The organism is Burkholderia sp. AU16482 (genome assembly GCF_002223285.1).
GTDB lineage: Bacteria > Pseudomonadota > Gammaproteobacteria > Burkholderiales > Burkholderiaceae > Burkholderia > Burkholderia semiarida.
In genome coordinates this window covers 1,406,718-1,423,124 of the sequence record NZ_NKEY01000003.1, presented here as the reverse complement: position 1 = coordinate 1,423,124, position 16,407 = coordinate 1,406,718, and the positions used below count along the sequence as shown (strand labels likewise).

15 protein-coding genes are annotated in these 16,407 nt (G+C 66.8%); all 15 read left to right on the top strand.

The window, feature by feature from the left end; genetic code table 11:
- Nucleotides 1-9: 9 nt before the first annotated feature.
- The 15 genes from rlmN to CFB35_RS09025 all read left to right on the top strand — a co-directional run bounded on the left by rlmN (nt 10) and on the right by CFB35_RS09025 (nt 16,135).
- Nucleotides 10-1,149 (top strand): 23S rRNA (adenine(2503)-C(2))-methyltransferase RlmN, encoded by a 1,140-nt coding sequence (rlmN, locus tag CFB35_RS09100; protein WP_027812035.1) that lies wholly within the window; start codon nt 10-12, stop codon nt 1,147-1,149.
- 247 nt (nt 1,150-1,396) lie between these two features.
- On the top strand, nt 1,397-2,410 hold the full coding sequence (locus tag CFB35_RS09095) for a helix-turn-helix domain-containing protein (protein WP_089464809.1): 1,014 nt from the start codon (nt 1,397-1,399) through the stop codon (nt 2,408-2,410).
- A gap of 112 nt (nt 2,411-2,522) precedes the next feature.
- Nucleotides 2,523-3,827 carry a flavodoxin-dependent (E)-4-hydroxy-3-methylbut-2-enyl-diphosphate synthase gene (gene ispG, locus CFB35_RS09090; RefSeq protein ID WP_059585331.1) on the top strand — a complete coding sequence of 435 codons (1,305 nt, stop codon included), beginning with the start codon at nt 2,523-2,525 and terminating at the stop codon, nt 3,825-3,827.
- A gap of 20 nt (nt 3,828-3,847) precedes the next feature.
- A complete protein-coding gene (gene hisS / locus CFB35_RS09085) occupies nt 3,848-5,188 on the top strand; it encodes a histidine--tRNA ligase (RefSeq protein ID WP_089464808.1) in 1,341 nt (446 codons plus the stop codon).
- A 54-nt stretch (nt 5,189-5,242) separates the two neighbouring features.
- Nucleotides 5,243-5,872, top strand: a complete 630-nt coding sequence (locus CFB35_RS09080) for a tetratricopeptide repeat protein (protein WP_059585311.1) — start codon at nt 5,243-5,245, stop codon at nt 5,870-5,872.
- A 41-nt stretch (nt 5,873-5,913) separates the two neighbouring features.
- Nucleotides 5,914-7,059, top strand: a complete 1,146-nt coding sequence (gene bamB, locus CFB35_RS09075) for an outer membrane protein assembly factor BamB (RefSeq protein ID WP_089464807.1) — start codon at nt 5,914-5,916, stop codon at nt 7,057-7,059.
- A gap of 247 nt (nt 7,060-7,306) precedes the next feature.
- The gene (der, locus tag CFB35_RS09065; protein WP_059585312.1) at nt 7,307-8,644 is read left to right on the top strand and encodes a ribosome biogenesis GTPase Der; all 1,338 of its coding nucleotides are present in this window, start codon (nt 7,307-7,309) and stop codon (nt 8,642-8,644) included.
- A 142-nt stretch (nt 8,645-8,786) separates the two neighbouring features.
- On the top strand, nt 8,787-9,026 hold the full coding sequence (hfq, locus tag CFB35_RS09060; RefSeq protein WP_006399927.1) for an RNA chaperone Hfq: 240 nt from the start codon (nt 8,787-8,789) through the stop codon (nt 9,024-9,026).
- Nucleotides 9,027-9,098: 72 nt separating this feature from the next.
- Nucleotides 9,099-10,271: a GTPase HflX gene (gene hflX, locus CFB35_RS09055; protein ID WP_179231732.1), complete on the top strand. Its 1,173-nt coding sequence runs from the start codon at nt 9,099-9,101 to the stop codon at nt 10,269-10,271.
- Between the two features lie 47 nt (nt 10,272-10,318).
- Nucleotides 10,319-11,665: an FtsH protease activity modulator HflK gene (hflK, locus tag CFB35_RS09050; protein ID WP_089464806.1), complete on the top strand. Its 1,347-nt coding sequence runs from the start codon at nt 10,319-10,321 to the stop codon at nt 11,663-11,665.
- 15 nt (nt 11,666-11,680) lie between these two features.
- Entirely contained in the window at nt 11,681-12,580 is a 900-nt protein-coding gene (gene hflC / locus CFB35_RS09045) for a protease modulator HflC (protein ID WP_059645746.1), read from the top strand.
- Nucleotides 12,581-12,616: 36 nt separating this feature from the next.
- Complete coding sequence (locus CFB35_RS09040) at nt 12,617-12,808, top strand: DUF2065 domain-containing protein (RefSeq protein ID WP_006478685.1); 192 nt, start codon at nt 12,617-12,619, stop codon at nt 12,806-12,808.
- A 113-nt stretch (nt 12,809-12,921) separates the two neighbouring features.
- Nucleotides 12,922-14,070: an ATP phosphoribosyltransferase regulatory subunit gene (locus CFB35_RS09035; protein ID WP_006496416.1), complete on the top strand. Its 1,149-nt coding sequence runs from the start codon at nt 12,922-12,924 to the stop codon at nt 14,068-14,070.
- Between the two features lie 113 nt (nt 14,071-14,183).
- Complete coding sequence (locus CFB35_RS09030; RefSeq protein ID WP_059585316.1) at nt 14,184-15,530, top strand: adenylosuccinate synthase; 1,347 nt, start codon at nt 14,184-14,186, stop codon at nt 15,528-15,530.
- An 8-nt stretch (nt 15,531-15,538) separates the two neighbouring features.
- Nucleotides 15,539-16,135 (top strand): phosphoribosyltransferase, encoded by a 597-nt coding sequence (locus tag CFB35_RS09025; protein ID WP_059585317.1) that lies wholly within the window; start codon nt 15,539-15,541, stop codon nt 16,133-16,135.
- Nucleotides 16,136-16,407 lie beyond the last annotated feature (272 nt).

Genomic DNA, 16,407 nt, shown 5'->3' with positions numbered 1-16,407 from the left:
CAGCACATCATGACGAGCGAAACTTCCGTCAATCTTCTCGACTTCGACGCCGAGGGTCTTGTCGCGTACTGCGGCAGCCTGGGCGAGAAGCCGTTCCGCGCCAAGCAGTTGCAGCGCTGGATCCACCAGTACAACGCCGGCGACTTCGACGGCATGACCGATCTCGCGAAGTCCCTGAGGGAAAAGCTCAAGGGCCGCGCGTCGATCGTGATGCCGGATATCGTCAGCGATCACGTTTCCACCGACGGTACACGCAAGTGGCTGATCGACGTCGGAAACGGCAATGCGGTCGAAACCGTGTTCATCCCGGAAGAGACGCGCGGCACGCTGTGCGTGTCGTCGCAGGCCGGATGCGCGGTGAACTGCCGCTTCTGTTCGACGGGCAAGCAGGGCTTCTCCCGCAACCTGTCGACAGCCGAAATCATCGGCCAGCTCCGGATGGCCGAATTTGCATTGCGAGCGTCGCTGGGCCGCGCGCCCGGCCCGAACGGCAAGGCCGAGCGGGTCGTCACCAACGTGGTGATGATGGGCATGGGCGAGCCGCTGCTGAATTACAGCGCGGTCGTGCCCGCGATGCGGCTGATGCTCGACGACAACGCGTACGGCCTGTCGCGCCGTCGCGTCACGCTGTCTACATCGGGCGTGGTGCCGATGATGGACCGCCTCGGCGCCGAGTTGCCGGTCGCGCTGGCCGTTTCGCTGCATGCGCCGAACGATGCGCTGCGCGACGAGCTGGTGCCGCTCAACAAGAAGTATCCGCTTCGCGAGCTGATGGCTGCGTGCCAGCGTTATCTGAAAGTCGCGCCGCGCGACTTCATCACGTTCGAATACTGCATGCTCGACGGTGTCAACGACACCGAAGCGCATGCGCGCGAACTGCTGGCCGTCACGCGCGACGTGCCGTGCAAGTTCAACCTGATCCCGTTCAATCCGTTTCCGGAATCTGGCCTGATCCGTTCGAAGCCAGAGCAGATCAAGCGTTTCGCGCAGGTCCTCATCGACGCGGGCGTCGTCACGACCGTGCGCAAGACCCGCGGCGACGACATCGACGCCGCGTGCGGGCAACTGGCCGGCGCGGTGAAGGACCGCACGCGCCTCGCGGAACGGACGGGCGCGGCAGGAAAGATCATCGAAGTTCGGGCAGTTTGACGGGGACGCCTAGTCGGGGACGCCCAGTCGGGGACGCCTAATCGGGGGCGCGTAGTCGGGGGCGCGTAGTCGGGGACGCCTGGTTCGGGGCACCTGCCCAGGGTGCCCGAACCGTTTGGCGGTGCAACACGCGAATAGCGATCGGTCGCGGCGCCTCGGCGCCGCGCAGGGTATGAACCGTTGCGGGTGCCGGCCGGCAGGAGCCGGCGGCACCCGCCAGTGAAGAAGAATCGACGCGAGGACAAGGATGAGTGAGCCGCAGCCGTCTAACGGCGCAGAGACGAATGCCGCGAAGCCGGCACCGGCGGGGCTGGAATCGCTGGCGGCGGTCGGCAGCCGGCTGGCGCAGCTTCGGGAGACGAAGGGCTGGTCGGTCGACGACGTGTCGGCGCGACTCAAGGTCGCACCACAGAAACTCCGGGCGCTCGAGGCCGGCGACATCAGCCATTTGCCTGGCGTGACGTTCGCGCTCGGCGTCGTGCGCAGCTACGCGAAGATGCTCGGCGTCGATCCGGAACCGTTCGCGCAGGCGCTGCGCCGCGAGCGCGGGGTGCCGGAAGTCGACCTGTCGATGCCTGCGTCGTCGGGCACGGATCTGCCGCGCGGCCGCGTGTCGATTCCGCTGGGCGGTTCGTCGCGCCACCATCCCTGGCTGTGGGGAACGGGGATCGTCATCGTCGCGGTGGTCGCCGCACTGATGTGGCACACTGGCGGCGATTCGTCGAGCCTGCTCGCGCGCTTCAAGGGCGGCGACGCCGAACATGCGTCGGCCGCGAGCGCGGCGGCAGCGTCCTCCGCTGAAGAAGCGGCCCCGAACGGTGCGTCGGCGGCGGTGGCGAATGAGGTTCCGGCCCCGGCTGCCGCGTCGGCGGCCCCGGCGCAGGCGATTGCATCGGCTGTCCCGGCGCCCGCCGCCCCGGTCGCGACGGCTGCGGCATCGCAGCCCGTGGCGGCAACGGCGGCGGCAAGCACGGCCGCGCCGGCCCAGCCGGCGAGCGTCGTGGTCGCGGCGGGCCAGTCGATGGTCGAACTGAAGGTCAAGCAGGATTGCTGGTTCAGCGTGCGCGACAAGAATGGCAAGGAGCTGTTCTCGGCGCTGGTGCGCGCCGGCGAAACGAAGCAGGTCGCCGGTGACGGACCGTTCAAGGTCACGATCGGCAACAAGGCCGGCCTCGACGCGGTTGCGTTCGACGGAAAACCGGTCGATCCGGCAAAATATTCGGCAGCGCGGGGTAACGTGGCGCGGTTCACGCTGCCCTGACGTCAAGCGCCGTGGCGAAGGCCTGCCGTCGATATCGGCGGGCCGTGAGGGCACGGCGCTTTTTCAATTCATGCGCCGCGTCGCGGCGCATTCCGCGTAAATGGATCTATCGATGCAATCCGAAGCTCAATCCCCACGCAGCAGTCAGATTTGTTCAACCGAGCCGGTGTTCGGCGGGCATCAGCCGCGCCGCGTATCGCATGCGGTGGATGTCCGCTGGGGCGGGCAACTCGTGACGATCGGCGGCGACGCGCCGGTGCGCGTACAGTCGATGACGAATACCGACACGGCCGACGCGATCGGCACGGCGATCCAGATCAAGGAACTCGCGAATGCGGGCTCCGAGCTGGTGCGCATCACGGTCAACACGCCCGAAGCCGCGGCCGCCGTGCCGGCGATTCGCGAGCAGCTCGACCGGATGGGCGTGACGGTGCCGCTCGTCGGCGATTTCCACTACAACGGCCACCTGCTGCTGCGCGACTACCCGGGCTGCGCGGAGTCGCTGTCGAAGTACCGGATCAACCCCGGTAACGTCGGTCAGGGCGCGAAGCGCGACACGCAGTTCGCGCAGATGATCGAGGCTGCGGCGAAGTACGACAAGCCGGTGCGGATCGGCGTGAACTGGGGCAGCCTCGACCAGGATCTGCTGGCGCGCATGATGGACGAGAACGCCGCGCGCGCGCAGCCGTGGGACGCGCAGAGCGTGATGTACGAGGCGCTGATCCAGTCGGCGATCGGCTCGGCCGAGCGTGCGGTGGAGCTTGGCCTGGGGCGCGACCGCATCGTGCTGTCGTGCAAGGTCAGCGGCGTGCAGGACCTGATCGCGGTGTACCGCGAACTCGGCCGCCGCTGCGGCTTCGCGCTGCACCTCGGGCTGACCGAGGCCGGCATGGGCTCGAAGGGGATCGTCGCGTCGACGGCGGCGCTCGGCGTGCTGCTGCAGGAAGGGATCGGCGACACGATCCGCATTTCGCTGACGCCGGAGCCGGGCGCGTCGCGCACGGGCGAAGTGATCGTCGGCCAGGAAATCCTCCAGACGATGGGCCTGCGCTCGTTCGCGCCGATGGTGATCGCGTGCCCGGGCTGCGGCCGTACGACGAGCACGCTGTTCCAGGAACTCGCGATGCAGATCCAGACGTATCTGCGCGAGCAGATGCCGGTCTGGCGCAAGGAGTATCCGGGCGTCGAGAAGATGAACGTCGCGGTGATGGGCTGCATCGTCAACGGCCCGGGCGAATCGAAGCACGCGAACATCGGCATCAGCCTGCCGGGCTCGGGCGAGAACCCGGCCGCGCCCGTCTTCATCGACGGCGAAAAGGTCAAGACGCTGCGCGGCGAGCGGATCGCCGAGGAATTCCAGCAGATCGTCAGCGACTACGTCGCACGCAATTACGGCCGCACCGAGGCCCTGAACTAATTCGTCCACACACACGAACGATGACTGAACAGAAACGCAAGATCGAGAAGCTCACCGGCGTCAAAGGCATGAACGACATCCTTCCGCAGGATGCCGGCCTGTGGGAATTCTTCGAAGCTACCGTGAAATCGCTGCTGCGCGCGTACGGGTACCAGAACATCCGCACGCCGATCGTCGAACATACGCAGCTCTTCACGCGCGGCATCGGCGAAGTCACCGACATCGTCGAGAAGGAGATGTACAGCTTCACCGACGCGCTGAACGGCGAGAACCTGACGATGCGCCCGGAAAACACCGCGGCCGTCGTGCGTGCGGCGATCGAGCACAACATGCTGTACGACGGCCCGAAGCGCCTGTGGTACATCGGCCCGATGTTCCGTCACGAGCGTCCGCAGCGCGGCCGTTATCGCCAGTTCCACCAGGTCGGCGTCGAGGCGCTCGGCTTCGCGGGTCCCGATGCGGATGCCGAGATCATCATGATGTGCCAGCGCCTGTGGGACGACCTCGGCCTGACCGGCATCAAGCTCGAGATCAACTCGCTCGGCCTCGCCGCAGAGCGCGCCGCGCACCGCGTCGAACTGATCAAGTACCTCGAGCAGTTCGCCGACGTGCTCGACGAGGACGCGAAGCGCCGCCTGTACACGAACCCGCTGCGCGTGCTCGACACGAAGAATCCCGCGCTGCAGGAGATCGCGCAGAACGCGCCGAAGCTGATCGATTTCCTCGGCGACGAATCGCGCGCGCATTTCGAAGGGCTGCAGCGCCTGCTGCTCGCGAACAACATTCCGTTCAAGATCAATCCGCGTCTCGTGCGCGGCCTCGATTACTACAACCTGACCGTGTTCGAGTGGGTGACCGACAAGCTCGGCGCGCAGGGCACGGTCGCGGCCGGCGGCCGCTACGATCCGCTGATCGAGCAGCTCGGCGGCAAGCCGACCGCCGCGTGCGGCTGGGCGATGGGCATCGAGCGCATCCTCGAGCTGCTGAAGGAAGAGGATCTCGCGCCCGAGCAGGAAGGCGTCGACGTATACGTCGTGCACCAGGGCGAAACCGCGCGCGAACAGGCGTTCATCGCGGCCGAACGCCTGCGCGACACGGGCCTCGACGTGATCTTCCACTGCAGCGCCGACGGCGCGCCGGCGAGCTTCAAGTCGCAGATGAAGCGGGCCGATGCAAGCGGCGCCGCGTTCGCGGTGATCTTCGGCGAAGAAGAGGTCGCGAACGGCACGGTGGGCGTGAAAGCGCTGCGCGGCGCGGGCGCGGAAGGGGAAAAGAACGTTCAGCAGACCGTACCGGTCGAAAGCTTGACCGAATTCCTAATCAATGCGATGGTTGCATCCGCCGAAGACGGCGACGACTGATCGCGCTGGCATCCGCTCGACAAGAAAAGCTGAACAGGAAGGAATCGCTCGCCGATGAGTTATCACGACGAACAAGAATCGATTGAAAGTCTCAAGGCGTGGTGGGCCCGCTGGGGCAACCTCACCACGTGGATCGTGCTCGCGGCGCTCGTCGTCGCGGCCGGTTTCAACGGCTGGAACTACTGGCAGCGCCGTCAGGCCGCCGAGGCGTCCGGGCTGTACGAACAGGTTCAGAAGGCGGCCGCCGCGAACGACAAGGCGACGATGGCCCGCGCGGCTGCCGACATGGAAGACAAGTTCGGCAGCACGCCGTATGCGCAGATGACGGCGCTCGCGGCCGCGAAGACGCTGTACGCGGCCGGCGATGCGGCAGGCGCGAAGGCGCAGCTGCAATGGGCCGCCGAGCACGCCAAGGACGAAGAGTACAAGCAGATCGCGAAGCTGCGGCTCGCGTCGCTGCTGCTCGACGAGAAGGCGTACGATGCGGGCCTCGCGCTGCTGTCGGGTACGCCGGTCGATGCGTTCAAGGGCCTCGTGGCCGATCGCCGCGGCGATCTGCTGGCCGCGCAAGGCAAGACCGACGATGCGCGCGCGGCTTACAAGCTTGCGCTCGACGGCCTGTCGAAGGACGACCAGTCGGCACGCCAGCTCGTGCAGTTCAAGCTGGACGCGCTCGGCGGCTGAATCCCGGCCCCCTCAACCTCTTAACTCTGCTTCGCTAACCGATGAATTTGCTGAAACGTTACGCTGTGCCCGTTGCCTGCGCGGCGGCTGTCCTCGCTTTGGCGGCTTGCTCGTCGTCGAAGGACGCGCGCCGCGTGCCGACGCCGCTCACCGAGTTCAAGCCCGTGATGGACGTGCAACAGGTCTGGAAGGCGAGCGTCGGCAAGGGCGGGCGCTACCTGTTCTCGCCGGTGGCCGTGGGCGACGCCGTCTATGCGGCGGGCGAAAACGGTTCGGTCGAGAAGATCGACGCGAAGACGGGCCAGACGCTGTGGCGCTCGAAGGTGGGTTCGGACCTGTCGGCCGGTGTCGGCAGCGACGGCAACCTGACCGCGGTCGGTGCGTTGAAGGGCGGCGTGTTCGTGCTGGGCCCGGACGGCAAGCAACTGTGGAAGACCACCGTGCAGGGCGAGATCTTCTCGCCGCCGCTCGTCGGCAATGGTCTCGTGATCGTGCGCACGATCGACGGCCAGGTGATCGCGTTCAACGCGCAGACGGGCGAGCAGAAGTGGAACTACCGCAACCGTGCGGTGCCGCTGAACCTGCGCGTGTCGGCCGGCATGACGTTCGCGGGCGACGCGGCCGTGCTCGCGGGCTTCCCGGGCGGCGGTCTCGTCGCGATCAACCTGCAGACGGGCGAGCCGTTCTGGCAGACCCCCGTGTCGTTCCCGAAGGGCGTGACCGAGGTCGAGCGCATCAACGACGTCAGCGGCCCGCCGACGCTCGTGGGCGCGGAAACCTGCGCGGTGACGTTCCAGGGTCAGCTCGGCTGCTTCGATGCGAACTCGGGCCGTCCGCTGTGGGAAAAACCGTTCTCGAGCCGCAGCGGCCTCGCGCAGGACGATTCGGTGGTCGCCGGCGGCGACGACTGGTCGGTCGTCACCGCGTACGACGCGGCCACGGGCAACCCGCTGTGGCGCAACGACAAGCTGAAGAGCCGTGACGTCGGCGTGCCGTACCTGCTCGGGCACGCGGTCGTGATGGGCGATTACAAGGGCTTCGTGCATTTCCTGTCGCGCGAAGACGGCAGCTTCATCGCGCGGATGAAGACCGACGGCAGCGCGATTACGGCGGCGCCGGTTCTCGCGGGCAATACGCTCGTCGTGCAGACGAAGGACGGCGGCCTGTACGGGTTCCGTCCGCGCTGACACGCAGGAAACAGGCGGGGCCGCGGTGCGGCGGGCCGGTCCCGCGCGCCGCGGCCCCGCGACTTGAAGGCGGCCGGCGTTCCCGGCCGCTCGGTATTTGAAAGGCAGTTCGAGACGAAAGACGACGGCGCGCGACGCGCGCCCGGCGCGCGCATCCGGCGCGGCGCGAATTCGTGATATTTTCATTCAGCGCAGCCGCCCGCAGCAGCGGGCCTCCCGCTGCTGCGCTTCACCGTAGAAAACACAGATGAAACCGGTCATTGCCCTCGTTGGGCGCCCCAATGTGGGGAAATCCACGCTGTTCAACCGGCTCACGCGCTCGCGCGATGCGCTGGTCGCCGACTTGCCGGGCTTGACGCGCGATCGCCATTACGGCGAAGGGCGCGTCGGCGAACGGCCCTACCTGGTCGTCGATACGGGCGGCTTCGAACCCGTCGCGAAGGACGGCATCCTGCACGAAATGGCGCGCCAGACGCGGCAGGCCGTCGAGGAAGCCGATGTCGTCGTGTTCATCGTCGACGGCCGCAACGGGCTCGCGCCGCAGGACAAGTCGATCGCCGACTACCTGCGCAAGACCGGCCGGCCGATCTTCCTCGTCGTCAACAAGGCCGAGGGGATGAAGTACACGGCGGTCGCCTCCGAGTTCTACGAGCTCGGGCTCGGCGATCCGCGCGCGATCTCGGCCGCGCACGGCGACGGCGTGACCGACATGATCAACGAGGCGCTCGAAGTCGCGTACGCGGGCCAGCCCGAGGAAGCGGACGAGGATGATCCGTCGCGTGGCATCAAGATTGCGATCGTCGGCCGCCCGAACGTCGGCAAGTCGACGCTCGTCAACGCGCTGATCGGCGAGGACCGCGTGATCGCGTTCGACATGCCGGGCACGACGCGCGATTCGATCTACGTCGACTTCGAGCGTAACGGCAAGAAATACACGCTGATCGACACGGCCGGCCTGCGCCGCCGCGGCAAGGTGTTCGAGGCGATCGAGAAGTTCTCGGTCGTGAAGACGCTGCAGTCGATCTCCGACGCGAACGTCGTCATTCTTCTGCTGGATGCGCAGCAGGACATTTCCGACCAGGACGCGCACATCGCCGGCTTCGTCGTCGAGCAGGGCCGCGCGCTCGTGATCGGCGTCAACAAGTGGGACGGCCTCGACGACCACGCGCGCGACCGCGCGAAAGCGGATTTGACCCGCAAGCTGAAATTCCTCGACTTCGCGAAATCGCACTTCATTTCGGCCGCGAAGAAGACGGGTATCGGCGCGCTGATGCGCTCGGTCGACGACGCCTACGCGGCGGCCATGGCGAAACTGCCGACGCCGAAGCTCACGCGCGCGCTGATCGAGGCCGTCGAATTCCAGCAGCCGCGCCGTCGCGGCCCGGTGCGTCCGAAGCTGCGCTACGCGCACCAGGGCGGCCAGAATCCGCCGATCATCGTGATTCACGGCAACGCGCTCGACGCGGTGACGGAAACCTACAAGCGCTACCTCGAAAACCGGTTCCGCGAAACTTTCTCGCTGACCGGGACTCCATTGCGCATAGAGTTCCGTTCGTCGAACAATCCGTACGCGGACAAGGGCTGACGCATGGCCCGCCACGGCTAGGCCGGAAGGCCTATGCACCGGGCGGGGCAGGCAAAATCAGCTATAGTGTAGCGATTGGCGCCGGATCTCTTTTTCTTCGCCGCCAATCCAGATCAACCTGCAAAAAAAGATGGAGTACGCCATGAGCAACAAAGGGCAATTGTTACAAGACCCGTTTTTGAACGCACTGCGCAAAGAGCACGTTCCCGTTTCGATCTACCTCGTCAACGGCATCAAGCTTCAAGGGAACATTGAATCGTTCGACCAGTACGTCGTGTTGCTCCGTAATACGGTGACCCAGATGGTTTACAAGCACGCCATCTCGACGGTCGTGCCGGCGCGCCCGGTGAATTTCCACCCGGACGCGGAAGCCTCGTCCTAACCTATCGCAGCGGCCGGCATCCGGTCGCCGCGAGCGACCGATGCCAGCCGCCTTATCTTGACACCCGATAATTTGATCAACGCAGCGCTCGTCGGCATCGATTTCGGCAAGACCGATTTCGAAGCCAGTCTCGAAGAACTCAGTCTTCTCGCCTCCAGCGCGGGAGCCCGTCCCGCCGTCACCCTCACGGGGCGTCGCGCCAGTCCCGATGCCAAGATGTTCATCGGCAGCGGCAAAGCCGAAGAGCTGCGGCTCGCCTGCGACGCGCACAACGTCGAAATCGTCATCTTCAACCACGCATTGGCGCCGGCCCAGCAACGCAATCTGGAGCAGGCGCTTAACAGGCGCGTGGTCGATCGCACGAGCCTCATCCTCGACATCTTCGCGCAGCGCGCCCGCAGCCACGAAGGCAAGCTGCAGGTCGAGCTCGCGCAGCTTCAATACCTGTCGACCCGGCTCATTCGCGCGTGGACCCACCTCGAACGGCAAAAGGGCGGTATCGGCCTGCGCGGCCCCGGCGAAACCCAGCTCGAAACCGACCGCCGGCTGATCGGCGAACGCATCAAGATGCTGAAGTCGCGGCTCGACCGGCTGCGCCGCCAGCACAGCACGCAGCGCCGGCAGCGCGCGCGCAGCGGCACGATGTCGGTGTCGCTCGTCGGCTATACGAACGCGGGCAAGTCGACGCTGTTCAATGCGCTGACGAAAGCGCAGGCCTACGCGGCCGACCAGCTTTTCGCGACGCTCGATACGACGTCGCGGCGCGTGTACCTCGGCGACGAGGTCGGGCAGATCGTCGTGTCCGATACGGTCGGGTTCATCCGCGAGCTGCCTCACCAGCTCGTCGCGGCGTTCCGGGCGACCCTCGAGGAAACGATCCATGCGGATTTGCTGCTGCACGTGGTCGATGCGTCGAGCGCGGTCCGGCTCGAGCAAATCGAGCAGGTCAACGGCGTGCTGCACGAGATCGGTGCGGACACGGTCCGGCAGGTCCTGGTGTTCAACAAGATCGACGCCGTGCCCGAGCTGGCGGCCCGCGGCGACGCGGTCGAGCGGGACGAATATGGTAATATTTCGCGCGTCTTTTTGAGCGCGCGCACCGGTCAGGGTCTTGATACGTTGCGTGCCGCCATCGCCGAAATCGCCTCCGCGGAACACCTTTCCAGCGCGACGTTGTCCGACGCGCTCGATGGCACGTCCGCTGAACCGCACGAAGACCACACGATTTCCGAACACGGGCGCTAACCGGCCCCGGCCGGTTCGCCGGCTTCCAATCTGGTGAACAAACTCTGGTGAACGAATACAACGAGCGGAGTACCTGGCGGCGGATGCGCGCCTTGTTGTCGATCAACGATCCCCGCTGGGGACGCGGCGAAGGCAATGGCAAGGACGGATCCCGCCCCCGCGCGAACGAATCGAAGCGTCCGCAAGGCGGCGACGGCGACGGTCCGCCCGATCTCGACGAGATGTGGCGCAACTTCAACCGACGCCTGAGCGGCCTGTTCGGCGGCAAGGGCGGTAACGGCTTGCGTCCCGACAACGGCCGGGCCGCACGGGTGGGCGTCGGCATCGTGATCGGCGTGCTGGTCGCGGTGTATGCGGGCAGCGGGCTGTTCGTCGTGCAGGAAGGCCAGACGGGCGTCGTGCTGCAGCTCGGCAAGCTGTCGGGCACGGTCGGCCAGGGCGTGCACTGGCGCGCGCCGTATCCGTTCGCGTCGCACGAGATTGTCGACACGTCGCAGGTCCGCTCGATCGAGATCGGCCGCAATAACGTCGTGCGCCTCGCGAACGTGAAGGAGGCCGCGATGCTGACGCGCGATGCCGACATCGTCGACGTGCGCTTCATCGTCCAGTACCGGATTCGTTCCGCCACCGATTACCTGTTCCGCAGCGTCGATCCCGAACGCAGCGTGTCGCAGGCCGCGCAGGCCGCGGTGCGCGCGATCGTCGGCACGCGCAGTGCGGCCGACATGCTGAATCAGGATCGCGATGCGCTGCGCGAGCAGCTTTCCACCGCGATCCAGCGTGATCTCGACCGCTACCAGTCGGGGCTCGAGGTGACGGCCGTCACGATGCAGAGCGTCGCGGCGCCCGACCAGACCCAGGCCGCGTACGCCGAAGTAGCGAAGGCGCGCGACGAGCGCGAGGCCGCGAAGCGCGCCGCGCAGGCCTACGCGAGCGACCTGCTGCCGAAGGCGCAGGGCGATGCGGCGAAGCTCGTCGACGAAGCGAAGGCGTATGCCGATCGCGTGGTCACGCAAGCCGAAGGCGATGCGGACCGCTTCAAGCAAGTCTACGCGCAGTACTCGAAGGCGCCTGCGGTCATCCGCGAGCGGATGTATCTCGAGACGATGCAGGAAATCTATTCGAACGCGACGAAGGTGTTCGTCGGCAACAAGGGCGGCAACAGCGTCGTGTATCTGCCGCTCGACAAGCTCGTCGAGCAGGGGCGGCAAAACGCCGCGGCGTCGACCGGCGCGTCCGGGCCCGATGCGGCGTCGGCCCCGGCTGCCACGACGCCGGCGGCAGCCGCGCCGGCACCGGCGAGCGCCGCACCGGCCGCCACCGCCTCGGGCGTCGACGTGCTGCGATCGCGCGAAGCGTTTCGCAGCCGGTCGCGTGAAGACGATACGAAGTAACGGGGAGCGCAGAACATGAACCGAATCATTGCGCTCGTCGTCGCAATCGTGATCGTCGCCTTCGCGGCATCGTCGACGGTCCTCACCGTCGATCCGCGCCATGCGGCCGTGCTGTCGGGCCGCGACGGTACGCAACCGGAGCTCGCGGGCCCCGGCGTCCACTTCAAGCTGCCGCCGCCGCTGCAGACGGCCACGCTGATCGACACGCGCGTGCAGTCGCTCGAGTCGTCCGATCCGCTGCAACTGGCAACCGAAGACAAGCACGACCTGCTGGTCGCGTATGCGGCGAAGTACCGGATCAGCGATCCGATGAAGTATTTCACCGCGACGGGCGGCGACCCGGCGGCGGCCGCCGACCGGCTGGCCGGCGTGCTGAAGGGCGCGCTCGGCGACGCATTCGGCAAGCGCGCGCTCGACGATGCGCTCGGCGGCCAGCGCGCGATCGCCGAGGCCGCGCGCGATGCGGCGAAGGCGCAAGCGTCCGGTTTCGGCGTCGACGTGGTCGATGTTCAGCTCACGCGTGTCGACTTGCCGGCCGCGCAGGCGGACGCCGTCTATCAACGGATGATCGGCGCGTTGCGCGATCAGGCGGCCCAGGTGCGTGCGCAAGGCGCGGCCGACGTCGAGCAGATCAAGGCCGACGCCGAACGCGAGCAGCAGGCCGTGCTCGCGAACGCGTACAAGTCCGCGCAGACGATCAAGGGCGAGGGCGACGCGAAGGCCGCGACGATCGCCGCCGACGCGTTCGGCCGCGATCCGCAGTTCTATCAGTTCTACGCGAGCCTGCAGGCCTACCGGAATACGTTCAAGCGCAACGACATCATCGTCGTCGATCCCGACAGCGAGTTCTTCCGCTTCATGCGCAGCCCGACGGGCGGCGCCGCACCGGCGGCGCCCGCTCCCCGCAAACATTGACCTTGGGGCGCCGCGTCGAGCGGCGCCGTCGCTCGCATGGACCTGGCTGGCTCGTTGTTGCTCGCGGTAGCGCTGATGCTGATCATCGAGGGGGCGTTCCCTTTCGTGTTTCCCGTCGCCTGGCGCGACACGTTTCGTAGAATAGCTGAGCGGCCGCCGCATCATATCCGGATCGGCGGGCTGATCGTGATGGTGCTCGGGCTCGTGCTGCTGCTGCTCGCGACCTGACCGGCGCCCCGATCCGGACGGCGCATCCGCCGTTCGTTCCGCCCGATTTCGAAGTTCCGATTCAACTCGCGGCGCGCGTGTCGCGCGCCGTTTCCCGTCGTAGGACCGTACCGATGTCGACCTGGTTACTTCCCGAGAATATCGCCGACGTGCTGCCGTCGGAAGCGCGCAAGATCGAGGAGCTGCGCCGCAGGCTGCTCGATCGCTTCCGTTCGTACGGCTACGAAATGGTGATGCCGCCGCTGCTCGAGTATCTCGAGTCGCTGCTGACGAGCGGCGGCGCCGATCTGCGCCTGCGAACCTTCAAGCTGGTCGACCAGCTGTCGGGCCGTACGCTCGGCCTGCGCGCGGACATCACGCCGCAGGTCGCGCGGATCGACGCGCACCTGTTGAACCGGCAGGGCGTGACGCGCCTCTGCTACGCGGGCCACGTGATGCATACGCGTCCGCGCGGCCTGCACGCGACGCGCGAGCAGATCCAGATCGGCGCCGAAATCTACGGGCACGCCGGGCTGGAAGCCGATCTCGAGATTCAGCAACTGATGCTCGATGCGCTGCATCTCGCGGGCCTGTCGCGCATCCGTCTCGACCTCGGTCACGCGGGCGTGCTCGCGGCGCTGCTGGCGCGCGACGCGCAGGCCGCCGAGCGCGGCGAGTCGCTGTACGACGCGCTGTCGGGCAAGGACGTGCCGCTGCTGAACGAACTCACCGACGATCTCGGCGCCGATACGCGTGCCGCGCTGCGCGCGCTGCCGAACCTCTACGGTGACGCGAGCGTGCTCGCCGAGGCGCGTACGCGCCTGCCGGTGCTGCCTGAAATCACGCGGGCGCTCGACGATCTCGCGCAGCTTGCGTCGCAGGCGAAGGGCGTCGAAGTCGCGATCGATCTCGCCGACCTGCGCGGCTATGCGTACCACAGCGGCGCGATGTTCAGCGCGTACATCGACGGCGTGCCGAACGCGATTGCGCGCGGCGGCCGTTACGACCACGTGGGGCAGGCCTATGGCCGGGCGCGTCCGGCAACCGGCTTCTCGCTCGACCTGCGCGAGCTTGCGCGGATTTCGCCGGTCGAGGCGCGCGGCACCGCGATCCTTGCGCCGTGGGCGCAGGACGATGCGCTGGGCGCGGCCGTCGCGGCGCTGCGCGATGCGGGCGAGGTCGTGATCCAGGCGCTCCCGGGCCACGACCACGTGCTCGACGAATTCGCGTGCGATCGCTCGCTCGTGGAGCGCAACGGCGCATGGGTGGTCGAACCCCGATAAACAGGCGTTCGCGGGTCGCGCTTCGGCGTGCATATCGTTGAAGCGAAACGGAAAAATTCGGAATCGCCCGCGAACATAGGTAGAATACGTTTTTAACCAGCTAACGAATCAACATGTCTGCCAGCGCAGTGAACGTGACTCCCGGGCGCAATGTCGTCGTCGTGGGAACGCAATGGGGTGATGAAGGCAAGGGCAAGATCGTCGACTGGCTGACGGACCACGCTCAGGGCGTCGTGCGTTTCCAGGGCGGTCACAACGCCGGCCACACCCTCATCATCGGCGGCAAGAAAACGATCTTGCGCCTCATTCCGTCGGGCATCATGCGTGAAGGCGTCGCCTGCTACATCGGCAACGGCGTCGTCCTGTCCCCCGAAGCACTGTTCAAGGAAATCGGCGAGCTCGAAGAAGCCGGCGTGAACGTGCGCGACCGTCTGTTCATCTCCGAAGCCACGACGCTGATCCTGCCGTATCACATCGCGATCGACCAGGCGCGCGAAGCGCGCAAGGGCGCGGGCAAGATCGGCACGACGGGCCGCGGCATCGGGCCCGCGTACGAAGACAAGGTCGGCCGTCGCGCGCTGCGCGTGCAGGACCTGTTCGACGCGAAGACCTTCGCCGATCGCCTGCGCGAAAACCTCGATTTCCACAATTTCGTGCTGACCCAATATTTGGGCGGTGCGGCCGTCGACTTCCAGGCCACGCTCGACACGATGCTCGGCTATGCCGACCGCCTGAAGCCGATGGTGGCCGACGTGTCGCGCCGCCTGTACGACGCGAACAACGCGGGCCAGAACCTGCTGTTCGAAGGCGCGCAAGGCACGCTGCTCGACATCGACCACGGCACCTATCCGTTCGTCACGTCGAGCAACTGCGTCGCGGGCGCGGCATCGGCCGGCGCCGGCGTCGGTCCGCAGAAGCTGAACTACATCCTCGGCATCACGAAGGCGTACTGCACGCGCGTCGGCTCGGGCCCGTTCCCGAGCGAACTGTACGATGCGGACAACCCGCAGCGTCAGGACCAGGTCGGCGTCACGCTCGCGAACGTCGGCAAGGAATTCGGCTCGGTCACCGGCCGTCCGCGCCGCACCGGCTGGCTAGACGCAGCGGCGCTGCGCCGCTCGATCCAGATCAACGGCGTGTCTGGCCTGTGCATGACGAAGCTCGACGTGCTCGACGGTCTCGATGAAGTCAAGCTGTGCGTCGGCTACCAGGTCGACGGCAAGGACGTGGACATTCTGCCGCGTGGCGCGGTCGACGTCGCGCGCTGCGAACCGGTGTACGAAACGTTCGCCGGCTGGAAGGAAAGCACCGTCGGCATCAAGACGTGGGACGCGCTGCCGGCCAACGCGCAGGCTTACCTGAGCCGCGTCCAGGAAGTGGCTGGCGTGCCGGTCGACATGGTGTCGACGGGCCCGGACCGCGACGAAACGATCCTGCTCCGCCATCCGTTCAAGGTGTAATTCCCAAGATGACGCAGCAAATCACGATGACGGCGGCAGACTTGATGACCGATCCGCGCAACGACGACAAGAACCTGTGGGTAGGCTGGGACGAGTACCACCGTCTGATCGAGCTGCTCGCGCTCCAGGTGCATGCGTCGGGCTGGAAGTTCGACCAGATCCTGTGCCTCGCGCGCGGCGGCCTGCGCGTCGGCGACCAGCTGTCGCGCATCTACGACGTGCCGCTCGCGATCCTCGCGACGAGCTCGTACCGGGAAGCGGCCGGCACCCAGCAGGGCGAGCTCGACATCGCGCAGTACATCACGATGACGCGCGGCCATCTCGCGGGCAACGTGCTGCTGGTCGACGATCTCGTCGATTCGGGCGTCACGCTCGCGCGCGTGCAGGAGCACCTGAAGGAGCGCTATCCGGCGGTCACGGCGGTGCGTTCGGCCGTGCTCTGGTACAAGGGTTGCTCGAAGGTCAAGCCCGACTATCACACGCAGTTCCTGCCGACGAATCCGTGGATTCATCAGCCGTTCGAGGAGTGGGACACGGTTCGTCCGCACAACCTCGAGGCGTGGATCAAGCGCGGTCGCGCGCAGCGCGACGGTTCGGGCGCGTAAGCGGCCGGCCGATCGAAGGAAAGCCTGGTACGGCGCCGCTTGCGGCGCCGTTTTCGTTGGTGCGCGCGTTGCGCCGCGCGGCGCGCCTTGCGCACCCCGATAGGCAGGCGGCGCGGTCCCGGCTATGATGGCAGCCCTGCCACAGGTGGCGCCGGATTGCATGCGCGGCGTGGGTCACGTGGTTCCACGGCAACACGGCAGGGCGGCGTTTCACGGGGGCGCGAGTAGAATAGCGCTCGTTTTGTCCGACCCGGACCCGATTATTACGCTTC